Source organism: Duganella sp. HH101 (assembly GCF_001758795.1).
Taxonomy (GTDB): Bacteria; Pseudomonadota; Gammaproteobacteria; order Burkholderiales; family Burkholderiaceae_D; genus Rugamonas; species Rugamonas rivuli.
In genome coordinates, this window is sequence record NZ_LRON01000012.1 from 104,021 (window position 1) to 123,763 (window position 19,743).

The following is a 19,743-nucleotide window of genomic DNA, read 5'->3' on the forward strand; positions in this document are numbered from 1 at the left end:
TGCTAAATTGAATCAAATTCTGCCCATAAAACCCTGAACTAGCAAGCGAAACCGCGCAACGGAAGCCCGCGCGGTTGTTGCATTTTTGATCGGGAAAATGACGGCGGCAGCGTAGTCTGCGCGGCCGCGTTATCAAGGCATTCACTTAGTTATCAACACAGTTACAGCATATGGCCATCTTAAATATTTTGCGTTACCCCGATCCGCGTCTGCACAAAGTCGCCACGCCAGTCACCGTCTTCGACGCCAAGCTGGAAAAGCTGGTTGCCGACATGGCCGAGACCATGTACGACGCGCCGGGCATCGGCCTGGCCGCGTCGCAGGTCGACGTGCACGAACAGCTGGTCGTGATCGACATCTCCGAAACCAAGGACGCGCTGGTCGCCTACATCAATCCGGAAATCATCTGGGCCAGCGAAGAGAAGCAGGTCTACGATGAAGGCTGCCTGTCGGTGCCGGGCATCTACGACGGCGTCGAACGCCACGCCCAGATCAAGGTGCGCGCGCTGGACGTCAAGGGCCAGCCTTTCGAAGTGGAAGCCGACGGCCTGCTGGCAGTCTGCATCCAGCACGAAATGGATCACCTGCTGGGCAAGGTCTTCGTCGAATACCTGTCGCCGCTGAAGCGCAACCGTATCAAGGCCAAGCTGGTCAAGGAAGAACGCGGCATGGCGCGTGAAGCCCAGCTGCGCGCCGCCGGCCGCCGCTTCTAAGCCGCACAGGGAACCCGCATGAAAGTCATCTTCGCCGGCACGCCGGAATTTGCCGCCGTGGCGCTGCAAGCCTTGCACGAGGCGGGCTTCGAGATCCCGCTGGTGCTGACCCAGCCGGACCGGCCGGCCGGACGCGGCATGCATCTGCAACCGTCGGCCGTGAAGCAGTACGCGCTGGCGCAGGGCATCGAGGTGCTGCAGCCGCTGTCGCTGCGCACCGACAGCAAAGACCCGGTGCGCGCCGAGCAGGCGAAGGAAGCACATGCGCGCCTGCTGTCCACGCCATATGACGTGATGGTGGTGGCGGCCTATGGCCTGATCCTGCCGCGCGCCACGCTGGACATCAAGCCCTGCCTGAACATCCACGGTTCGCTGCTGCCGCGCTGGCGCGGCGCCGCGCCGATCCACCGCGCCATCGAGGCCGGCGACAGCGAGACCGGCATCACCATCATGGAGATGGAAGAAGGCCTGGACACCGGCCCGATGCTGCTGATCGAACGCATCGCCATCGGCGAGCAGGACACCACCGGCATCGTGCACGACAAGCTGGCCGCGCTGGGCGGCAAGATGATCGTCGAAGCGCTGCGCAAGATGCAGCACGGCCAGCTGGAAGCCGTGGTGCAGCCGGAAGCGGGCGTCAACTACGCCGCCAAGATCAGCAAGGAAGAAGCAGCGCTGGACTTCACGCAATCGGCGGTGGAGATCGGCCGCAAGATCCGCGCCTTCAATCCCTTCCCCGGCGCGCATGCGGCGGTCAACGGCGTCAACGTCAAGCTGTGGGGCGCCGAAGTGCTGGAAGCCGACAGCAAAGGGCCGGCGGGCCGCGTACTGTCGGCCGACGCGCAGCATGGCATCGTGGTCGCCTGCGGCAGCGGTTCGCTGCGTTTGACGGAACTGCAAAAACCGGGCGGCAAGCGCCTGCCGGCGGCGGAGTTCATCAAGGGCTTCCCGCTCGAAGGCCAGAGCTTCGCCTGATCCTTAGCCCGCCGCCGCGCGCGCCTTGCGACGCGCGGCACGACGGGCATCCGGCGCACCGCCGCTGTGCGCCGCTTCCTCACATATCCAATCGCGAACGACGGCCGCATCGGCGCTGAGCGCCTCGCAAGTGAGCAGCCAGTACCCATAATCGCTGGCCGTTGGCGGCAGCGCGCTGGCCAGCGCCAGCCGTCCCTGCTCCAGCAAGGACCGCACCAGTTCCAGCCGGCCCAGCGCCACACCCTGCCCCGCCAGCGCCGCCTGCACCACCTGATCGTATTGATTGAAACTCAGCACGCCCTTCGGCTTTGCCCGCCCCGCACCGGCGCTGCGCAGCCACGCCGGCCATTGCAGCCACGGGCGCGATACGTCGTCGAACTCCAGCAGCACCTGGCGCTTGCGCTGCGCCGGATCTTCTATCGCATCCACCAGCAGTGAAGGATGGGCCACCGGCACCAGCGCCTCGCCGAACAAGCGCAGCGCGCCGTCGGGTGCATCCTGCGGACGGCAGTAGCGCAACGACAGATCCACCTGCTCGCGCTCCAGGTCGACGAAGCGGTTGCTGGCCGCCACGCGCACATCGATATGCGGCGCCGCCTGCTGAAAGGCGTTCAGGCGCGGCAGGATCCACAAGGCCGTCACGCCGATACTGGCGCTGATCGTCACCGCCTGGCGCGCATGGCCGCGCTCGGGCCGCAGGCTGGCGACCACTTCGCCCAGCTGCTCCAGCATCGCATCGGCGTGGCGGAACAGCCGCCGCCCTTCCGGCGTGAACTCGACGGAGCGGTGTCCGCGCACCAGCACGCGATAGCCGAGCGTCGCCTCCAGCGCCTGCACCTGGCGGCTGAGCGCCGATTGCGTCACGCACATGTCCTGCGCGGCGAGCGTGATACTCATGCACCTGCCGACTGCGACCAGGCTGCGCAGCAGGTCCAGCGGAGGAAGATCCAGAAGTCGATTAGCCATGGCGTCAATGTATCACGCATGCGAATTGGGAATGTGAAACCACCGGAGATATCGTTTGAGCGCGGCAGGGCGATCGGGTTCAATGGAGCTTTCAGGGAGGAAGCGATGACACACACCACCACCGCCGCGCTGGAGTATCTGCGCCCGACGCCGGAGCGGCCCCACACCTATATGTACCCGCCGCCCGACGGCCAGCCATGGGAGAACGCCAGCTACCATCGCGTGCCGGTGACGATACGCGACGCCCGCGCCGACACGGCCCTGTCGCTGGACCGCGAAGGCTATCTGCTGCGCCACGCCCCCAGCGCGGTGCGCGACTTCAGCGACAAGGAAGAAGTCATCCGCCGCTACTACCCCGAAGTAGCCGAACTGGCCCTGGCGCTGACCGGCGCCAGCCAGGCCTTCGTGTTCGACCACTTGCTGCGCAAGCGCATGCCGGGCGTGCCGCAAGCCTTCGGCCGCATCGAAGGCCAGCGTCCCGGCGCAGCAGGCCGCGTGCATTGCGACTTCACGCCAGCATCGGCATGGCGGCGGCTGGAACTTGAGCTGCACGGCGACACCGAACACGTACAACGCTACAGCATCATCAACTTGTGGCGCTCGATCCGCCACCCCGTGCTCGACGCGCCGCTGGCCGTGTGCGACGCCCGCAGCGCAACGCCCGCCGACCTGGTGGCCAGCGATATTTTTTATCCCGACCGGAACGGCGAAATCTACCAGGCAGTGCACAATAGCGACCATGCATGGTCCTACTTCCCGGCGATGATGCGCGACGAGGTGCTGGTGTTCAAGCAGTTCGATTCCGCGCCAGGCCCGGTGGCCCGCTACACGCCGCACGCAGCCTTTGAACATCCCGACGCACCGGCCGACGCGCCGCCAAGGGAAAGCATCGAAATCCGCTGCCTGTTGATTTACAAGGGGAGATGAAAATGAAATTGGAATTCTGGTTCGACTTCGCCAGCAACTACAGCTACCTGAGCGTGATGCGCCTGCGCCAGCTGGGGCAAACGGATGTTGTGTGGCGCCCCTTCCTGCTCGGCCCCATCTTCAAGGACGCCGGCTGGAACAACTCGCCCTTCGTCTTGCAGAAGGACAAAGGCGCCTACGTGTGGCAGGACATGCCGCGCCAGTGCGCCAAGTACGGCCTGCCGTGGCGGCAACCGTCCAGCTTCCCGCGCAACTCGCTGCTGGCCGCGCGCATCGGCATCCTGTGCGAGGAACAGCCGTGGATGCTCGACTTCTGCGAACGCACCATGCTGGCCAACTTCGCCGACGACCGCGATATCGGCAGCGAACCATGCATGTCGGAGATCCTGTCCGCACTGGGCCAGGACGCAGAAGCCATCCTGCGCGCCGCACAGGCGGACGACAACAAGGCCAGGCTGCGCGCGCGCACCGAACAGGCCAAGGCCCATCGCATCTTCGGCGCGCCCACCTTCCTGGTCGGCGATGCCATGTTCTGGGGGAACGACCGGCTCGACGATGCGCTGGCGATGGCGCTCAGTTCACAGCAAGATTCTCGCAAAACGGCCGGCTGACACTCTCGTCGCGCAATATGGCACGCAGCGCCAGCAACTCCCGGTGCTGGCGTGCCAGCGCCTCCTGCTGCTCCTCGACTTCACGCAAGCGGGTTTCCGTACGCTGCAATATCTCAGTTTTGAGGCATTGGCCGTTTTCGCCAAACATGCCCTTGATGACATCGAGCGAGAATCCCAGCCGTTTCGACACCTGGATCACATGCAGCCGCTCCATCGCATAGTTGGAATATTCGCGATAACCCGCAGCCGTGCGCGAAATGGGCGCCAGCAGGCCCTGCTCCTCATAAAACCGTATAGCCGATGGGGTCAACCCCGATTTCCGGGCGAGTTCACCTATTTTCATTTTCTGCCTTGACTCTCAAGTTGACTTGAAACTTATTATAGAGTGGTACCCTGGAGCTTGCTGACCGGGGCCGCATAACGATTTCTCACTGGAGCTCACCCATGACCGAAGTAATTGACAAACTTAACTGGCGCTACGCCACCAAGAAGTTCGACACCGCCAAGAAGGTGGACGCCGAAAAACTGGAACGCATCCTGGAAGCGATCCGCCTGGCGCCGACCTCCAGCGGCCTGCAGCCGTTCGAAGTCTTCGTCGTCACCAATCCAGAACTGCGCGCCAAGATCCAGGCGGTAGGCTGGAACCAGGCGCAGATCACGGAAAGCTCGCATCTGCTGGTGTTCGCGGCCTGGGACAACATCACCGAAGCGCGCGTCAACATGATGTTCGACCTGACCAACGAACAGCGCGGCTTCATCAACGAAGGCTGGGAAGCCTACCGCAAGCAGCTGCTGGGCATCGTGGCCGCACGGGGCGAAAAGGCCAACTTCGACTCCGCAGCGCGCCAGGCCTACATCGCCCTGGGTGTGGCAATGGTGGCAGCAGCCTTCGAAGGCGTCGACGCCACGCCGATGGAAGGCTTCGACCCGGCCGCCGTCGACGAGATCCTGTCGCTGAAAGAGCGCAACCTGCGCAGCGTGGTGATCCTGCCGATCGGCTACCGCCAGCCTGAAGGCGACTGGCTGGTCAACCTGAAGAAGGTGCGCCGTTCGCGCGAGAACCTGATCACCGAAATCGCTTAATCGCGCAGCGACACCACACGGTCGCCCTCGCCCGGCTTGCAGCCAGCGGCGATGGGCGTCCAGCCGCGATGGATGACGATGCGCTCATCGTCGTGGCACATCTCGACGCGTGTGCTGGCCGGATAGCGCTGGTACACAAAGGCCTCCACCGTTGAAGGAAGACTGATACGCAGCTGCATGGCGGCACGGTCCTCGTCCGGATGGTCGTCCAGATGCAGCAAGGGCACGAAGTGCGAGGCCAGCATCAGCCAGCGCGAGCCTACCTGCACCGGTTGCGGCGCGTAGCGGGCATCGCGCAGCCAGGCCTGGGCGCGTGCGCGCAGGTCGTCGCCGTCGGGCAGCTCGCCCCACCCGGCGGCCAGCATCTCCATCACCCATTGATTGCAATTCTGGTAGCGCACGCTGAACGCGTAGGCGCTGGCGCTGTATTGGGACGCCAGCAGATGCTGCACGCGCGGCCCATCGAGCAGCGCAGGACGCAATGCGGCGATCGCCTCCGCCGGCAAGCGCACCACCGAGACATAGCCCATGGCCGGATCGTCGGTGCCGAGCGCGAAACCGGCCAGGCCCTGGTCGAAGATGCGCGGCCGGCTTTCATCGCAGGCATAGTACAGCTGGCGCGCGGACCAGGCGCCGGTCTCCGAGCGCCAGGCCAGCGCCGCGTGCGAGTAACGGATATCGAAACGCGACAAGTCCAACCCCGAACGGCTGACCAGCGCCACGCCGTCATCGACGCCTGCCAGTTCTTCGCGCAGCACGGCGGCAAAGCGTAGCAGGCGGTCCTGCTCGGCGGCGGTCAGCGGCTGGCCGCGGTCGCAGAAGCGCGAGGCGCCGGAGGACCCAGCCACGCTGCCCGCCTGCGCCGCCCCCGACGACGCCAGCGCCGCGCAGGTCAGCGCGGCCAGTGCCAGCGCGCGGTGTGGCGTCAAAGGCTGACGGGGCGCGAAGCCAGTTCGCCGTACCACTCATCGGCCAGCACCAGGTAGAACGGCTGATGCTTGTCGCTGCGGCCGAACTCGATGCCATATGAGCGGTTCTGCGCATACATCGCATCGCCGACGACGAGCTGCTGCTTGTCGAAGGTGATCTGCGGCAGATCGAGCACGATGCGCTGCTGCGGATCATTGGCCTGCATGGTGATGCGGGTGCGGTCGGCGCGGTCCGGCGTGGCGGCGATCTGGATGATGCGGTACTCGCCGTCGGCGACCTTGCGCTTGTCGCCGTGCGAGCTGTTGCTCGAACCGTTCAGCGAATCGGAAATGCTGCCGCTGGATGCTGAACCGGCGCTCGACGCCGACGAGACGAAGCTGTCGGCGTTCGCCTGCATGGCCAGGCCCAGCGCGCCGGCGGCGGCGAAGAGGCGGAATGATGGGGAAATGGGCATCGGATGTCCTCAATTTTTCAAACGGCAAGTATAGTGGTTTTCAATTGAACGCGGCCAGCAACTCGTCCGCGCCTTTCTGTATGCCGGCTTTGGACGCGTCCATCGGCCCCAGGCTGGCCGAGATATTCATCGGGCTGGGGTACTGCTTGGCGACATAGGCGCTCACCAGCAGGTTGGTGCTGGCGTCGTACAGCTCCACCGCGTAGCTCACCGACCCGGTGAACGTGCCCTCCTTGCCGCGTATGCTCTGCACGATGTTGTACGGCCCGCCGACCAGGTCGAAGCGCGTCACCGTGCTGAGGAAGCGCGTGCTTGACTTGGCGCCGGTCAGCGTCAGCTTCAGGCGCAGCGTTTTCCAGCCCGCGTCCCGGCTGATCCGCAGGCGGTTGCGCAGCCTGGACTCGAACTCGTCCTGCATGTAGGCGGCCAGCATGTCCTTCTGCTCATCGCTCACCTCCTCGAACTGGCTATCCTGGCCGCGATAGACCAGCACCGGATCGACGATGATGCTCGAATAATCGCGCAGCGTGACCGTGGTCGAATAGCTGTAGGGAACGCGCCCGGACTTGTCATCGGCATTCGGCCGCAGCTGGGCTGCCGACGCCAGGCCGCTATAAGCGACCGGCTGGGTGCTGGCACAACCGGCGATGGCGCCGCACAGGGCGAGCAGGATGGGAAACTGCAATTTGAGTGAGGAGTACATGGCATGGCCTTATTTGGGGGGGGAAGAAGCACGCGCTGGAGAATTCCATAACTGAACACACCAGTACAGTATTGATTGATTAACCACCACTGTCAAGCGAGTTTGCGCATAAAATGTACGGCAGGGTTCAGATATGGAGTAGCAATGAAGGTACGTACCGAGGCGCGCCGCCAGGCCATCGTCGAGGCAGCCGATGCGCTGTTTCAGGAAACCGGCTATGAAGGCGCGTCGATGAGTGAGGTGGCGAAGCGCTGGGGCGGATCGAAGGTCACGCTGTACGGCTACTTCCCGTCCAAGGAAGCGCTGTTTAGCGCGGTGGTGCAGTCCTGCGCCACCGGCCATCTGGCCGATGCGACGCGGGATTTATCGACCGCGCCGATGGACCGCGCCGGGCTGGAGTCGGCGCTGGAGCATTTTGGCGTGCGGATGCTGGGCGTGCTGGCCAACGACAAGAGCGCGCTGGCGGTCTATCGCATGGTGGTGGCCGAGTCGGGCCGCTCCGATGTCGGCCAGCTGTTTTACGACGCGGGTCCGAGTACGTCGGTGGCGACGCTGGCGGCGCTGCTGTCGGGCGCCATGGAGCGCGGCGAGATCCGCCGGGCCGATCCCAAAGTCACAGCGCAACAGTTCCTGGCGCTGCTGACGGCGGAAGTGGACGTGCGCCTGTACCAGCGCGATCCGCCGCCGCTGTCGCCACAAGAAATCCGGCAACTGGTAGAGCGCGCCAACGACATGTTCTTTGCCGGCGCTGCGCCTAGACAGCATGCAGGCTTATGACTTGCCGATATGGCTACGCAGAAGCACATTAATCCTCTGCTGAAAATCTGGCCCTTGGCTTTTGAACCACTCATAGATATCGTGATCCAAGAGTATTGTGTCTTTCTGCGTCAGCGGCGTTCTCATCTTGGCGCGCTTGAAGAACTCATCGTCAAGCTCCGGGATGTCGCTGAAATCAATAGCCTCGTTCATATCGTTTCTCCTCAGACGGCGACGACCTTCTGGCCGAGATAATTCTGACGGCATCGTCGCCCCGCTCTGTAAAAACAACTGTCAGCATGCGAACACCGCTAAGGCCGATCGCAACATATCGGTCCTCATCGTTCCCGGCATTGGGATCAAAATAGGTCAACGTCGGTTGCTCAAAGATGATCGATGCATCTTCAAAGCTGACCCCATGCTTCCTGATGTTCCGTTGATTTTTACCCTCGTCCCATTCATAGAGCATATCCGCTCCATCACAGTATAGAACGCGCCGCAGCCGCGCGCCTCACCGAAGTGTGCTCGTGGCCGGCGGCCGATCACTTGCGATGGATCAGCGGTGCATCTCACACGGCCTGGGCGAAGTCCGTGCAAATCTGCGACTCGCGCGGCAGCACCAGGCGGGCTTGGCGCACCTGGCGGTTCCAGTCGTGGTTGGCGCGCTCCTTGTCGGCGCAGTAGTAGCTGCGGCCGTGGTCCAGGTGCAGGCTGACCAGCGTATGCCGCGCCCGCACGCCGCGCACGCCGATGTGGTTCAGCCGCAGCCCCATATTCAGATCCCCGCCGCCGTAAGCCATCTGCTCGTCGAAGCCGCCGACGGCCAGCACGTCGTCGCGCCACGCGCAGCTGTTGGAGCCGCTGAAGGCGTTGCGCTGCGTGAGCAGGTCCAGCGCCCGCGCCAGCCAGCGCTTGCGCGTGAGCCGGTTGGCGCTCTTGCAAAAGCCCGGGATCGCACGAAGGTAGCCATAGTCGAACACACTCTGGTCGCGCACCGCCTCCAGCAGGTCGTGCCGCAGGTGATAGGCCTCGGGGATGCTGACATGGCTGCCGCCCGACAGAAAGATCCCAGGCCGCATCAGCCGCACATAGTTGGCCACGTAATCGTCGCGCGGGATGCAATCGCCGTCGGTGAACAGCAGCAGGTCGCCGCTGGCCGCCAGCACTGCGCGGTTGAGCGCGCGGTACTTGCCGAAGCCGCGCTGCTCCTGGTTCTGGTACAGCAGCGGAATCGTCCAGCCGCGCCGCCGCACCGCCTCCAGCGCGGCGCCGATCGCCGGGTCGCGGCCATCCTGTGCGATGATGATTTGATCGGGTTTGCGGGTCTGCATGGCATAGCCGGTCAGCACGCATTCCAGCTCGCGGCCCTTGCGGTGCGCCGAAATGATGACGGTGATTTTCATTGTGGCGCCTGGAGAATAAAGAAAGCTCATTCTCTCGACACCATGTTGCAGGCGGATTGCGCACTGTAGCGCTTGCGTATCGCTTACGTATCGCTATGTGTCGCAACACTGCGCGATGTAAATGTAGGCAAATTTGGCAGATTGTTGCTGCGTCGCAGCAGTCTTCTGAAGCAAATTCCGTGATGCCGTATAATTTTAGACCGTCGGCAACTCCCGTCGCGCTCGTCCACGACCTCAGAAAGTAATAAATGAACAACAACGTGTCCCGCCCCGTCATGTCCAAGACCGATGCCCAGCTGCGTGAGATCCTCGCACGCCGCATCATGATCCTCGACGGCGCGATGGGCACCATCATCCAGCAGTACAAGCTGGATGAAACCGCATACCGCGGCGGCCCCAACGGCCGCTTCATCGACTTCGCCGCGCCGGCCGATTCCGGCGCGCGCGAGCTGTTCGTCAAAGGGAACAACGAGCTGCTGACGCTGACCCAGCCGCACGTGATCCAGGAGATCCACGAGCGCTACCTGGCCGGCGGCGCCGACCTGATCGAGACCAATACCTTCGGCGCCACCACCATCGCCCAGGACGACTATCACATGGGCCACCTGGCCTACGAGATGAACGTGCAAGCCGCCAAGCTGGCGCGCGCCGCCTGCGACAAGTACAGCAGCGCCGACAAGCCGCGCTTCGTCGCCGGCGCGCTCGGGCCCACGCCGAAAACCGCGTCGATCTCGCCGGACGTCAACGACCCCGCCGCCCGCAACATCACCTTCGATCAGCTGGTCGACGCCTACCACCAGCAGACCAAGGGCCTGATCGAAGGCGGCGTCGACGTGCTGCTGGTCGAAACCATCTTCGACACGCTGAACTGCAAGGCCGCGCTGTTCGCCATCGACAAATTCTACGAAGAGAATCCGGAAGTACCACGCCTGCCGCTGATGATCTCCGGCACCGTGACCGACGCCTCCGGCCGCATCCTGTCCGGCCAGACCGTGCCGGCCTTCTGGAACTCGGTACGCCACGCCAAGCCGCTGACCATCGGCCTCAATTGCGCGCTGGGCGCGGCGCTGATGCGCCCTTACGCCGAAGAGCTGTCGCAGATCGCCGATACCTTCGTCTGCATCTACCCGAACGCCGGCCTGCCCAACCCGATGAGCGACACCGGCTTCGACGAGCTGCCGGCCGACACCTCGGCGCTGCTGAAGGAGTTCGCCGAGGCGGGCTTCATCAACATCGCTGGCGGCTGCTGCGGCACCACGCCGGACCACATCAAGGCCATCGGCGAGATCCTCGCCAAGGTCACGCCGCGCAGCGTGCCGAAAGTGCCGGTGGCGCAGCGCCTGTCCGGCCTGGAGCCGTTCACCATCGACGACGACTCGCTGTTCGTCAACGTCGGCGAGCGCACCAACGTCACCGGCTCCAAGGCCTTCGCGCGCATGATCCTCAACGAGCAGTACGACGAGGCCCTCAGCGTGGCCCGCCAGCAGGTGGAGAACGGCGCCCAGGTCATCGACATCAACATGGACGAGGCGATGCTCGATTCGCTGGCGGCCATGACGCGCTTCCTGAACCTGATCGCCTCCGAACCGGACATCTCGCGCGTGCCCATCATGATCGACTCGTCGAAATGGTCGGTGATCGAAGCGGGCCTGAAGTGCGTGCAGGGCAAGTCCATCGTCAACTCGATCTCGATGAAGGAAGGCGAAGAAGAATTCATCCGCCAGGCCAAGCTGTGCCGCAGCTACGGCGCCGCCGTCATCGTCATGGCCTTCGACGAAAAAGGCCAGGCCGACACCTTCGAACGCAAGATCGAAATCTGCGAGCGCGCCTACAAGCTGCTGGTGAACACCGTCGGCTTCCCGCCGGAAGACATCATCTTCGACCCGAACATCTTCGCCATCGCCACCGGCATCGAAGAGCACAACAACTACGCGGTGGACTTCATCAACGCCACCCGCTGGATCAAGGACAACCTGCCGCATGCGAAGATCTCGGGCGGCGTGTCTAACGTGTCGTTCTCCTTCCGCGGCAACGACCCGGCGCGCGAAGCGATCCACACCGTGTTCCTGTACCACGCCATCAAGGCCGGCATGACCATGGGTATCGTCAACGCCGGCATGGTCGGCGTGTATGACGACCTGCCGGCCGAGCTGCGCGAGCGCGTCGAGGACGTGGTGCTGAACCGCCGCGACGACGCCACCGAACGCATGATCGACATCGCCGGCACCTTGAAGGCCGGCGCCGGCAAGCAGGATGCGCAGAACCTGGAGTGGCGCAACGCGCCGGTCGAGAAGCGCCTGGCGCACGCGCTGGTGCACGGCATCACCCAGTTCATCACCGACGACACCGAGGAGATGCGCCAGCAGGTGCTGGCCGCCAACGGCCGTCCTATCCACGTGATCGAAGGCCCGCTGATGGACGGCATGAACATCGTCGGCGACCTGTTCGGACAGGGCAAGATGTTCCTGCCGCAGGTGGTCAAGTCGGCGCGTGTGATGAAGCAGGCCGTGGCCCACCTGATCCCCTACATCGAGGAAGAGAAGAAGGCCGAGGAAGCGCGTACCGGCATCGTCGCCAAGCCGAAGGGCAAGATCGTCATCGCCACCGTCAAGGGCGACGTGCACGACATCGGCAAGAACATCGTCTCGGTGGTCCTGCAGTGTAATAACTTCGAAGTGGTGAACATGGGCGTGATGGTGCCCTGCTCCGAGATCCTGGCGCGCGCCAAGCTGGAAAACGCCGACATCATCGGCCTGTCCGGCCTGATCACGCCGTCGCTGGAAGAGATGGCCCACGTGGCCAAGGAAATGCAGCGCGACGAACACTTCCGCATGATGAAGATCCCGCTGCTGATCGGCGGCGCCACCACCAGCCGCGCCCACACCGCCGTCAAGATCGCCCACAACTACGAGGGTCCGGTGGTGTACGTGCCGGATGCGTCGCGTTCCGTGTCGGTGGCGCAGTCGCTGCTGACGCCGGAGAGCCGCCAGCAGTACATCGACGAGATCGAGCAGGATTATGTGCGCATCCGCGAGCAGCACGCCAACAAGAAGGCGCTGCCGATGCTGTCGCTGAAGGATGCGCGGGCCAACAAGATGGTGGTGCCGTTCACCGGCGCGGCCGCACCGGTCAAGCCGAAGTTCATCGGCCGCCGCGAGTTCAAGAACGTCGACCTGGCGACCATCGCCAAGTACATCGACTGGGGCCCGTTCTTCCAGACCTGGGACCTGGCAGGCCCCTTCCCCGCCATCCTGACCGATGAAGTGGTCGGCGAAGCGGCGACCAAGGTGTACGCCGAAGGCCAGGCGCTGCTGAAGAAACTGATCGACGGCCGCTGGCTGACCGCCAACGGCGTGATCTCGCTGCTGCCGGCCAACAGCGTCAACGACGACGACATCGAGATCTACACCGACGACACGCGCAGCACCGTCGACTTCACCTACTACGGCCTGCGCCAGCAGGGCGTCAAGCCGGTGGTGGACGGCGTGCAGCGGCCCAACCAGTGCCTGGCCGACTTCATCGCGCCCAAGGAATCTGGCATCAAGGATTACATCGGCATGTTCGCCGTGACGGCGGGCCTGGGCATCGAGAAGTACGAGAAGCGCTTCGAGGATGCGCATGACGACTACTCGTCGATCATGCTCAAGTCGCTGGCCGACCGCCTGGCCGAAGCCTTCGCCGAGTACCTGCACGAGCGCGTGCGTACCGACCTGTGGGGCTATGCGCCCACCGAGGCCTTGAGCAACGACGACATGATCGCCGAAAAGTATGTGGGCATCCGTCCGGCGCCGGGTTATCCGGCCTGCCCGGAGCACACCGTCAAGCGCGAGATGTTCGACACCATGCAGGCCGAAGACATCGGCATGGTGCTGACCGAATCGTTCGCCATGTATCCTGGCGCGGCGGTGTCGGGCTTCTACTTCGCGCACCCGGAGTCGAAGTACTTCGTGGTCGGTAAGATCGGCGAGGATCAGTTGAACGACATGGCTGCGCGTCGTCAGGTGGACAAGGCCGATATGGAACGCTGGCTGGCTCCCAACCTGTCCTGATGTCTTACTGCGCGGCCATCGTCTCGGTGGCCGCCGCATTCGCGTGCGGCGCAGCCTGCGCCTGGGCCAGCAGCCTGCTGTCCGGCGGCAGGCTGGCCTGGAACAGTTTGTAGGCTTCTGCAGTCAGTGCGACAAAAGCGTTCTGATGTTCCAGCAGTTGGCCCGTCATCCATTCCCAGCCCTCGTCGGTTTCTTGCAGCCAGACCATGCCGTCTGGGAAGGAAGTGGGTATCGCATCGATCGGCGCCTGCACGGCGATCTGGCTTTGCGGCCCCCACAGGAAATCCGGCGGCAGTTCGCGCCGCCAGCCGTGGCCGTTCTTTTCAGCGTAGGTGTGATTGTGGCGGAAGGTCAGATCGACCACTTCGCGTTCGGTCAGCAGATCGTCGGCCGATTCGATCCAGCAGTGGTAGGCGCCGCCTGCGGGGTTGGCGAAGGCGGCGTTATCCATCATGCGCATCAACTCGCCGCCGCCGCAATCGACAGCGGCCAGTCCCGCCACCGGCCGGTACACCCGGCCCAGCACAATGCTGATCAGGTTGGAGCCGACGATGGCGTAGACGTGGCACAGCGAACAATATTGTTCGGGGTAGTACTGGCGGATCACCTGGTTCACGCAGTGCGCGATCAGGGCCCTGACGGATTGCGCCATTCAAAAGCTCACGAAAACGGTTTGTATCCTTATGTATCGGATTGATTTGCGGAAACTTTAGGTTAAAGTTCTGCTCGGTTTGATTTGAATGAAGGAGATTTGTAATGGAAGCAGTAATGCGGAAAGAGATATCCCAGGAAGTGCCGTCCTTGCTTGCGTCACAGTCAAAAAAACTGAATCATTCGCTCATCAGGGTCCCCATCAGAATAAAGGTTAGTTGCCCTCAAGCGCACGTTCAAATGGATAGCCTATCTCTTTTGCGAGGAACCCCGCATCGACGACTGCAAGACTTGGATTTAAATTCGTAACTAGTCGTTCGGTCAGGGGCGCAAGATCATATACAGCCTGGATGACTTCAACAGAAATATTTTTTTCATAGTAGTCGTTCGCAAATTCCTGATACGCGCTCGCGGAACCGATGAGAAGGGAGAGCGACGCTTGACTACCATCATCAACGTTTGCCCTCTCAATACCTGCACTCACCTTCGACCACGCGGAGTCACTAGCGTTTCTCCAGTAACAGAACGTAGCGAACTCCATCGAAAACGCGGGCTCAAAAAGAAAAGCGGTGAAGCTTTGTGGAACTTCGATTTGAATTCTCTGCGCGTAGTCTGTCTTCGCAATGCCGGAATCACGTGTAAACCCTTTTAGGGCGGCGCCAACTTTGTCGAACAAGAGGAACCAATCATCTCCATGGCCGTTCCTCATCGATGCCATTTCTTCTGTTACGGACCACTGCGGATTGAAGCTGTAATACCGATACTCCCACTCGGGACACATGAGTGCATCGAGCATCGCTAGCGCCATACATCTGCGGCGGAGGGCCTCAATTTCTGGCAGTTGCATCGTTTTCAAATTCGAGGTCATATGTTTCGCTTAGAAATTACGTCAGACTTGCGAGCTGCCGCTTCTAGCCGATTTCAGCTGCAAGTCCGTCGTTTACTTCACAAACCGAACCTCCAAAAATACAGAATCGGAATCTCGTAGCTCGGCAATCTGGGCTTGGGCGCTAGGCGAAATACCGGGATACTCTTCGCTAAGATACTCGGCCATCTCGCTGCAAGGCCATGGACCCAACGATGCTTTGAATTCCGGAAAATCCCGCTGGATATCTTGCCACGTCGCGTAGTCCTTCTTTGACAGCAGCATGGTCGATTCCGTATAAATAATATGAAGTTTCATATGGAGTCTTACTTCGTCGGAACCGGCCCTGTCCTTTAGACCTGCCCCATCCCGCCTATAAAATGGCTGCTTTGGCCGGCGGACTCGACTGCAATCACATCTGCCACAAATAAGCCATTTATGCAGTTTGATTGCGCGGACCTATCCGCTCGCAGACTTTTCTCACGCACGCACGATCTGCTGCTCATGGACAGTGAAAACCGTCTCTCCAACTATAGACTCGATTGCCCAAGGTCTTTCTGTGCTTACGCGGACCAAGCGTCTTCCTGCCTTATCCGTCCATTCATCTTCAATGCAGCAACCGAAAAATCCTGCCTGAGGATACAAGCTGTCCGACCAAAGATTGCCCTTACTAACCACTGGCCCTTTTTCAATGAACTCGTGACGTCGGCCTTCAGCGTCAATCAGCGCGCAGGCAACAAAGCCTGGTTGGTGATCATCAACGAAGCGTTCAACCTGCACTTGCAACGTAACCTTCAATACTTGCTCCCCTATGCGGTGCACAACACGTCCGGCCACTCGTGACCGAAAGTTAAATACTACTCTTCGTACAAATCAGACCAGGCTAGTCGCTCTTCCAGCCATTCGTCCAGTTCGGATTCATCCAAACCCGAAAGCATGGCGCCAAGCTTCAATTCGCCTTTTGCCAGGGCAAGTACACTGAGGATGGCGCAAGTTGTATCACTGTCGATTGCCGAATTGATGTCCACCAACGCTAACCCGGACGCTTTTGTCAAAGCACTGTCGTAGTCGGCTCTCAACCACTCGGGTACGGTCGGATTGTCTTTTCGATGGCGCGCAACTTCGATGGTCGCCACCAATCCGTAAAAATTCCAATCACGTTTGATCCTACCGGCTGCGATGCGGACCATCTGGGGAACGACCGCGTAAGAAGCGACATCGACATCCCCTTGATGGTGAAGCTCATTCCATAGTTCGTCCCATACATCCATTCCGTCCTGCATGGAACGCAGGGCTACCGATGCATCATATGGGATTCTATAACCACCGTGGAACTCCTTCCACTGGGCGTCTTCAAGGCTCAACATGCATTAATCCTTTCGTTTTGACAGGCCGTTTCCGGCCCAGCGCTACCCTTACAGAAGCTGTACCGCCTGGCAATTCCGAGGCGTGGCATTTTCATGATAGAGGTCGGCCAGATACTCGCACAGGTCATGCTCGGCGATGTCGCCCGGGACGATGAAGTCTGCCGGCCGGCGCTTGCCGTCGGTGCCAAGGTAGAAAGCGCGCCAGGCTCCGGCTGTGCCGGTGATCGCTATAAACTTTCCGAAAATATTGAACTTGAGTTCTTTCATGCCCGCCCCCGCTCGTGGCGGCGCGTCCATTCATCGGCCACATCGCCCATGTTCTTCGCGGCGCCGCTACGCACCCAGGCCATCAGCTCACGGTCGAACTTGAAATCCGGCCCGCACTGCCCGGCAAGAAAGCGCCGCACGTTCTGTGTGTTCCTGTAGTCGGCATCAATTTCGGTTGCCCGCGAAATTTCCGCACCGTGCCAGTCGAATTTCATTATTTTTGGTCCCGCAGGAATTTCCAGCCCGCGATACCGCCGAACACCACGGCAAACGCCAGCTGCACAGCGATCGGCTGCAGCACGCCATCCAGCCCCAGGCCGCGCCAGGTGACGGCGTCGAAACCGTCGACCGCCCAGCGCGTCGGCACCACCAGCGTCGCCTGTTGCACCCAGGCCGGGAACACGAACGACGGCACCCAGGCTCCGCCCAGCATCACCATGATCAGCGTGGCGAAGGTGGCGATGCCGCGCGCCGCTTCCGGCGTCTTGCCGAAGGCGGCGATCAGCAGGCCGAAAGCCGCCGTCATCAGCGAGAAACTGGCGGCCATGCCGAGGAAGCCGGGCACGCTGCTGATCTGCACCTTGAAGATCAGCATGGCGCAGACGAACATCGCGCACATCAGCCCCATGGCGATGATGGCGCCCGATACGGCGCGGCCGCCCAGCACCGTGGTCAGCGACACCGGCGCCGCCAGCAGGCGGTTCCAGACGCCGGTGCGACGCGCCAGCAAGATGCCAACGCCCATGTCTATCCCCATGAACAGGATGAACTGCACGCCCATGCCGGCAAACGAATGCGCATAACCGTTGTACTTGGGACCGCTGCTGAGCGCCTGGTCCCGCGTGGTGTAAGGCATGGTCATGCCGACCGGCGCATCGGCCGGCGCCGGCTTGCCCTCGGCCTTGGCGGCGGCCTCTTTGCCAGCCTCGTCGGCGGCGCGCTGGTCCTGGAACTTCTTCAGGCTGACGAGGAACTCGCTGAGCTGGGCCTTGGAGGGATCGCCGGCGGCTTCGGTGCGCAATTCGGCCAGCTGCTTTTCCGTGGTCAGGTGGCCCTTGGGCCCCATGGCGGCGGCGCTAGTCACCTGCATCACCTGCTGCGTCAGCAAGCCCTTCACCATGGCCAGCATGGTCGATTGCGAAGGATCGTAGTAGACCGGCAGCTCGGGCTTGTTGCGACCGCTGAACAGCGCGCCGGCGGCGGCGTCGCCGAAGCCGGCCGGTATCACCACCGCCACCGACAGCTTGCCGGCGCGCACCTTGGCCTGGGCCTCGGCGTCGCTCAGTTCGATGATGGTCAGCGCGCTGTCGGCTTTCAGGCCGGCGGCGATTTTCTTGCCGCTGTCGGACTGGTCCAGCTGCACCAGGCCGACTTCGATCTTGCTGGTCTTGGCTTCGGAGCCGCCGCCGAACAGCGAACCGAAGAAGGCCGCCAGGATGACCGGCATCAGCAGGTGCAGCATCAGCGCGCGCTTGTCGTTGATATAGAGGATCAAGTCCTTGCGGACCAGGGCGATCAATGCAGTCATGGTGTTCCTATCAGTCGCGCAGGCTGCGGCCGGTCAGGTTGAGGAAGATGTTTTCCAGCGAAGTCTTGGCGGTGGCGAAGTGCAGCAGCGGCGTGCCCTGCTGCGCCAGCCAGGCCAGCACGGCCGGCGCGTGGGCGGCGTCGGCCAGGCCGATGTCGAGCGCGTTGCCCTCGCCCTGCACGCCGGTCACGCCGGGCTGGGCCTGCACGCCGGACAGCAGCGCGGCCGACGGCGCGGCGGCCAGTTCGGCGCGCAGCGCGGCCTGGGCCGGCAGGCGGCGATACAGCGCGGCCGGGGTTTCGTCGGCCAGCACCTTGCCGTGGTCGATGATGACGATGTGGTCGGCCAGCCGCTCCACCTCCTCCATGTAGTGGCTGGTGTAGATCAGCGAACGGCCTTGCGTCTTCAGCGTTTCCAGCGTGTCGAAGATGGCGTTGCGGCTTTGCGGATCGACGCCCACGGTCGGCTCGTCGAGGATCAGCAGCTGCGGGTCGTGCAGCAGCGCGGCGGCGATGTTGAGGCGGCGCTTCATGCCGCCGGAGAAGGTGGCCGGCTTGTCCTGCGCGCGGTCGGCCAGGTTGACCAGCGCCAGCGCCTGCTCGCAGCGCTGCTTCAGCAGCGCGCCCTTGAGGCCGTACAGCGCGCCGAACAGCTTGAGGTTTTCCAGCGACGACAGGTCTTCATACAGCGCCAGGTCCTGCGGCACGAAGCCGATCTTGCGCTTGGCCTCGCTGGGGCCCTGGCCGATGGTCTCGCCATCCATGACGATGCTGCCGCTGTCGCTGCGCAGCAAGCCGCAGATCATGCTGACGGTGGTCGACTTGCCGGCGCCGTTGGGGCCGATCAGGCCGACGGTCTGGCCCTGCTGCACCTGGAAGGACACGCCGTCCACCGCCTTGCGCGCGCCGTAGGATTTGGAGACCTGATTCACGCTGAGTAGTACCGAAGCCATAGCCGCCCTGTTGAGTATTCGATAAGCGGCAAGCATAGCGTCGCGATACCTAAATGGCAAGTTGCCTGTCCCGGCGGTGAACTTTTGCGTTGTTGCGCGGCCTAAGAAGTGAATGCCGCCATCCGGGCGGCCTGACTAGGGAGGCGCATATGGCAACCAATCCGTCCGTCAAACGCTGGCAGGACCAGCTGATCCTGCTGCTGGGGCTGTGGTTCTTTATTTCACCGTGGGTGTTCGCGTATCCAATCCCGTCGATCCAGGCGTGGACCGCGTTCATCTCCGGCGCAGTGGTGGCGCTGCTGGCCGCGTTCGATCTGTACAAGACCTATTTCTGGGCCGTGTTGCTCAATCTGCTGGTGGGGATATGGGTGGCGATTTCACCGTGGGTGCTGAAGATCGCCGACAACCGCGAGCTGATGTGGAACTCGGTCGTGGTGGGCATCGCGGTCGTCGTGCTGGCGCTGTGGGAAATGCAGACCGATCCCGAGCTGCACAAGCACTGGCCGGGCGCGGGCCACGCCACCTGACCCCGCACAGCGCTGC

The 19,743-nt window shown here is 62.6% G+C and carries 25 protein-coding genes; 8 read left to right on the top strand and 17 right to left on the bottom strand.

Features of this window, described 5'->3' with window-relative positions; genetic code table 11:
* Positions 1 to 170 precede the first annotated feature (170 nt).
* Positions 171 to 713: a peptide deformylase gene (gene def, locus DUGA2_RS19480; RefSeq protein WP_008445085.1), complete on the top strand. Its 543-nt coding sequence runs from the start codon at positions 171 to 173 to the stop codon at positions 711 to 713.
* Positions 714 to 731: 18 nt separating this feature from the next.
* Positions 732 to 1,688, top strand: a complete 957-nt coding sequence (gene fmt, locus DUGA2_RS19485; protein WP_070271152.1) for a methionyl-tRNA formyltransferase — start codon at positions 732 to 734, stop codon at positions 1,686 to 1,688.
* A 3-nt stretch (positions 1,689 to 1,691) separates the two neighbouring features.
* Here the strand turns inward: fmt and DUGA2_RS19490 are convergent, their stop codons facing one another.
* Positions 1,692 to 2,654, bottom strand: a complete 963-nt coding sequence (locus DUGA2_RS19490) for a LysR substrate-binding domain-containing protein (RefSeq protein WP_070271153.1) — start codon at positions 2,652 to 2,654, stop codon at positions 1,692 to 1,694.
* A gap of 105 nt (positions 2,655 to 2,759) precedes the next feature.
* Here DUGA2_RS19490 and DUGA2_RS19495 point away from each other — a divergent pair, with 105 nt between their 5' ends.
* Positions 2,760 to 3,581, top strand: a complete 822-nt coding sequence (locus DUGA2_RS19495) for a CmcJ/NvfI family oxidoreductase (RefSeq protein ID WP_070271154.1) — start codon at positions 2,760 to 2,762, stop codon at positions 3,579 to 3,581.
* A 2-nt stretch (positions 3,582 to 3,583) separates the two neighbouring features.
* On the top strand, positions 3,584 to 4,192 hold the full coding sequence (locus DUGA2_RS19500; protein WP_083296379.1) for a 2-hydroxychromene-2-carboxylate isomerase: 609 nt from the start codon (positions 3,584 to 3,586) through the stop codon (positions 4,190 to 4,192).
* Here the strand turns inward: DUGA2_RS19500 and DUGA2_RS19505 are convergent.
* Positions 4,155 to 4,535: a MerR family transcriptional regulator gene (locus DUGA2_RS19505; protein ID WP_070271156.1), complete on the bottom strand. Its 381-nt coding sequence runs from the start codon at positions 4,533 to 4,535 to the stop codon at positions 4,155 to 4,157. The two genes, DUGA2_RS19500 and DUGA2_RS19505, sit on opposite strands and share 38 nt — an antisense overlap.
* A 101-nt stretch (positions 4,536 to 4,636) precedes the next feature.
* Between DUGA2_RS19505 and DUGA2_RS19510 the strand changes: the two genes are divergently transcribed.
* A complete protein-coding gene (locus DUGA2_RS19510; protein WP_070271157.1) occupies positions 4,637 to 5,275 on the top strand; it encodes an NAD(P)H-dependent oxidoreductase in 639 nt (212 codons plus the stop codon).
* Here DUGA2_RS19510 and DUGA2_RS19515 read toward each other — a convergent pair.
* From DUGA2_RS19515 to DUGA2_RS19525, 3 genes are read right to left on the bottom strand one after another with little or no spacing between them, the layout of a single operon-like run.
* The gene (locus tag DUGA2_RS19515; RefSeq protein ID WP_070271158.1) at positions 5,272 to 6,204 is read right to left on the bottom strand and encodes a DUF2145 domain-containing protein; all 933 of its coding nucleotides are present in this window, start codon (positions 6,202 to 6,204) and stop codon (positions 5,272 to 5,274) included. The two genes, DUGA2_RS19510 and DUGA2_RS19515, sit on opposite strands and share 4 nt — an antisense overlap.
* Entirely contained in the window at positions 6,201 to 6,659 is a 459-nt protein-coding gene (locus tag DUGA2_RS19520; protein ID WP_070271159.1) for a hypothetical protein, read from the bottom strand. Before DUGA2_RS19520 ends, DUGA2_RS19515 begins: the two co-directional genes overlap by 4 nt.
* A gap of 40 nt (positions 6,660 to 6,699) precedes the next feature.
* Positions 6,700 to 7,362: a DUF3313 domain-containing protein gene (locus DUGA2_RS19525; protein ID WP_070271160.1), complete on the bottom strand. Its 663-nt coding sequence runs from the start codon at positions 7,360 to 7,362 to the stop codon at positions 6,700 to 6,702.
* 144 nt (positions 7,363 to 7,506) lie between these two features.
* On the opposite strand from DUGA2_RS19525, the gene DUGA2_RS19530 reads away from it, so the two are divergent.
* Positions 7,507 to 8,139 carry a TetR/AcrR family transcriptional regulator gene (locus tag DUGA2_RS19530; RefSeq protein ID WP_070271161.1) on the top strand — a complete coding sequence of 211 codons (633 nt, stop codon included), beginning with the start codon at positions 7,507 to 7,509 and terminating at the stop codon, positions 8,137 to 8,139.
* On the opposite strand, the gene DUGA2_RS19535 is transcribed toward DUGA2_RS19530, so the two are convergent.
* The 3 genes from DUGA2_RS19535 to DUGA2_RS19540 form a co-directional block, all read right to left on the bottom strand.
* Positions 8,134 to 8,331, bottom strand: a complete 198-nt coding sequence (locus DUGA2_RS19535) for a BrnA antitoxin family protein (protein WP_229212215.1) — start codon at positions 8,329 to 8,331, stop codon at positions 8,134 to 8,136. The genes DUGA2_RS19530 and DUGA2_RS19535 overlap by 6 nt on opposite strands.
* On the bottom strand, positions 8,315 to 8,587 hold the full coding sequence (locus DUGA2_RS32835; protein WP_071658951.1) for a BrnT family toxin: 273 nt from the start codon (positions 8,585 to 8,587) through the stop codon (positions 8,315 to 8,317). The genes DUGA2_RS19535 and DUGA2_RS32835 overlap by 17 nt, the downstream gene beginning before the upstream one ends.
* A gap of 100 nt (positions 8,588 to 8,687) precedes the next feature.
* A complete protein-coding gene (locus tag DUGA2_RS19540) occupies positions 8,688 to 9,521 on the bottom strand; it encodes a glycosyltransferase (protein WP_070271162.1) in 834 nt (277 codons plus the stop codon).
* Positions 9,522 to 9,796: 275 nt separating this feature from the next.
* On the opposite strand from DUGA2_RS19540, the gene metH reads away from it, so the two are divergent.
* Positions 9,797 to 13,570 carry a methionine synthase gene (gene metH, locus DUGA2_RS19545; RefSeq protein WP_070271237.1) on the top strand — a complete coding sequence of 1,258 codons (3,774 nt, stop codon included), beginning with the start codon at positions 9,797 to 9,799 and terminating at the stop codon, positions 13,568 to 13,570.
* Between the two features lie 4 nt (positions 13,571 to 13,574).
* Here metH and DUGA2_RS19550 read toward each other — a convergent pair whose 3' ends face one another.
* The 9 genes from DUGA2_RS19550 to DUGA2_RS19585 form a co-directional block, all read right to left on the bottom strand.
* Positions 13,575 to 14,222 carry a hypothetical protein gene (locus tag DUGA2_RS19550; protein ID WP_070271163.1) on the bottom strand — a complete coding sequence of 216 codons (648 nt, stop codon included), beginning with the start codon at positions 14,220 to 14,222 and terminating at the stop codon, positions 13,575 to 13,577.
* Positions 14,223 to 14,435: 213 nt separating this feature from the next.
* A complete protein-coding gene (locus DUGA2_RS19555; protein ID WP_070271164.1) occupies positions 14,436 to 15,089 on the bottom strand; it encodes a hypothetical protein in 654 nt (217 codons plus the stop codon).
* Positions 15,090 to 15,161: 72 nt separating this feature from the next.
* Positions 15,162 to 15,404, bottom strand: a complete 243-nt coding sequence (locus tag DUGA2_RS19560) for a hypothetical protein (RefSeq protein WP_070271165.1) — start codon at positions 15,402 to 15,404, stop codon at positions 15,162 to 15,164.
* Between the two features lie 162 nt (positions 15,405 to 15,566).
* A complete protein-coding gene (locus tag DUGA2_RS33645) occupies positions 15,567 to 15,884 on the bottom strand; it encodes a hypothetical protein (protein ID WP_141753320.1) in 318 nt (105 codons plus the stop codon).
* Between the two features lie 59 nt (positions 15,885 to 15,943).
* Complete coding sequence (locus tag DUGA2_RS19565; RefSeq protein ID WP_070271166.1) at positions 15,944 to 16,453, bottom strand: hypothetical protein; 510 nt, start codon at positions 16,451 to 16,453, stop codon at positions 15,944 to 15,946.
* Positions 16,454 to 16,501: 48 nt separating this feature from the next.
* Entirely contained in the window at positions 16,502 to 16,720 is a 219-nt protein-coding gene (locus DUGA2_RS19570; RefSeq protein WP_070271167.1) for a hypothetical protein, read from the bottom strand.
* The gene (locus DUGA2_RS19575) at positions 16,717 to 16,935 is read right to left on the bottom strand and encodes a DUF6434 domain-containing protein (protein WP_070271168.1); all 219 of its coding nucleotides are present in this window, start codon (positions 16,933 to 16,935) and stop codon (positions 16,717 to 16,719) included. Before DUGA2_RS19575 ends, DUGA2_RS19570 begins: the two co-directional genes overlap by 4 nt.
* The gene (locus DUGA2_RS19580) at positions 16,935 to 18,248 is read right to left on the bottom strand and encodes an ABC transporter permease (RefSeq protein ID WP_070271169.1); all 1,314 of its coding nucleotides are present in this window, start codon (positions 18,246 to 18,248) and stop codon (positions 16,935 to 16,937) included. Before DUGA2_RS19580 ends, DUGA2_RS19575 begins: the two co-directional genes overlap by 1 nt.
* Positions 18,249 to 18,258: 10 nt before the next feature.
* Complete coding sequence (locus DUGA2_RS19585) at positions 18,259 to 19,200, bottom strand: ABC transporter ATP-binding protein (RefSeq protein ID WP_070271170.1); 942 nt, start codon at positions 19,198 to 19,200, stop codon at positions 18,259 to 18,261.
* A 149-nt stretch (positions 19,201 to 19,349) separates the two neighbouring features.
* Here DUGA2_RS19585 and DUGA2_RS19590 point away from each other — a divergent pair, with 149 nt between their 5' ends.
* Positions 19,350 to 19,727 carry an SPW repeat protein gene (locus DUGA2_RS19590; RefSeq protein WP_070271171.1) on the top strand — a complete coding sequence of 126 codons (378 nt, stop codon included), beginning with the start codon at positions 19,350 to 19,352 and terminating at the stop codon, positions 19,725 to 19,727.
* Positions 19,728 to 19,743: the final 16 nt, after the last annotated feature.

Coding starts and splice junctions, on each gene's coding strand:
- DUGA2_RS19550 (WP_070271163.1), bottom strand. CDS start 14,222: ATGGCGCAATCCGTCAGGGCCCTGATCGCGCACTGCGTGAACCAGGTG.
- DUGA2_RS19520 (WP_070271159.1), bottom strand. CDS start 6,659: ATGCCCATTTCCCCATCATTCCGCCTCTTCGCCGCCGCCGGCGCGCTG.
- DUGA2_RS19495 (WP_070271154.1), top strand. CDS start 2,760: ATGACACACACCACCACCGCCGCGCTGGAGTATCTGCGCCCGACGCCG.
- DUGA2_RS19530 (WP_070271161.1), top strand. CDS start 7,507: ATGAAGGTACGTACCGAGGCGCGCCGCCAGGCCATCGTCGAGGCAGCC.
- DUGA2_RS19580 (WP_070271169.1), bottom strand. CDS start 18,248: ATGACTGCATTGATCGCCCTGGTCCGCAAGGACTTGATCCTCTATATC.
- DUGA2_RS19505 (WP_070271156.1), bottom strand. CDS start 4,535: ATGAAAATAGGTGAACTCGCCCGGAAATCGGGGTTGACCCCATCGGCT.
- DUGA2_RS19570 (WP_070271167.1), bottom strand. CDS start 16,720: ATGAAAGAACTCAAGTTCAATATTTTCGGAAAGTTTATAGCGATCACC.
- DUGA2_RS19500 (WP_083296379.1), top strand. CDS start 3,584: ATGAAATTGGAATTCTGGTTCGACTTCGCCAGCAACTACAGCTACCTG.
- DUGA2_RS19590 (WP_070271171.1), top strand. CDS start 19,350: ATGGCAACCAATCCGTCCGTCAAACGCTGGCAGGACCAGCTGATCCTG.
- DUGA2_RS19560 (WP_070271165.1), bottom strand. CDS start 15,404: ATGAAACTTCATATTATTTATACGGAATCGACCATGCTGCTGTCAAAG.
- fmt (WP_070271152.1), top strand. CDS start 732: ATGAAAGTCATCTTCGCCGGCACGCCGGAATTTGCCGCCGTGGCGCTG.
- def (WP_008445085.1), top strand. CDS start 171: ATGGCCATCTTAAATATTTTGCGTTACCCCGATCCGCGTCTGCACAAA.
- DUGA2_RS19540 (WP_070271162.1), bottom strand. CDS start 9,521: ATGAAAATCACCGTCATCATTTCGGCGCACCGCAAGGGCCGCGAGCTG.
- DUGA2_RS19525 (WP_070271160.1), bottom strand. CDS start 7,362: ATGTACTCCTCACTCAAATTGCAGTTTCCCATCCTGCTCGCCCTGTGC.
- DUGA2_RS19585 (WP_070271170.1), bottom strand. CDS start 19,200: ATGGCTTCGGTACTACTCAGCGTGAATCAGGTCTCCAAATCCTACGGC.
- DUGA2_RS19535 (WP_229212215.1), bottom strand. CDS start 8,331: ATGAACGAGGCTATTGATTTCAGCGACATCCCGGAGCTTGACGATGAG.
- DUGA2_RS19510 (WP_070271157.1), top strand. CDS start 4,637: ATGACCGAAGTAATTGACAAACTTAACTGGCGCTACGCCACCAAGAAG.
- DUGA2_RS32835 (WP_071658951.1), bottom strand. CDS start 8,587: ATGCTCTATGAATGGGACGAGGGTAAAAATCAACGGAACATCAGGAAG.
- DUGA2_RS19555 (WP_070271164.1), bottom strand. CDS start 15,089: ATGACCTCGAATTTGAAAACGATGCAACTGCCAGAAATTGAGGCCCTC.
- DUGA2_RS19565 (WP_070271166.1), bottom strand. CDS start 16,453: ATGTTGAGCCTTGAAGACGCCCAGTGGAAGGAGTTCCACGGTGGTTAT.
- metH (WP_070271237.1), top strand. CDS start 9,797: ATGTCCAAGACCGATGCCCAGCTGCGTGAGATCCTCGCACGCCGCATC.
- DUGA2_RS19490 (WP_070271153.1), bottom strand. CDS start 2,654: ATGGCTAATCGACTTCTGGATCTTCCTCCGCTGGACCTGCTGCGCAGC.
- DUGA2_RS19575 (WP_070271168.1), bottom strand. CDS start 16,935: ATGAAATTCGACTGGCACGGTGCGGAAATTTCGCGGGCAACCGAAATT.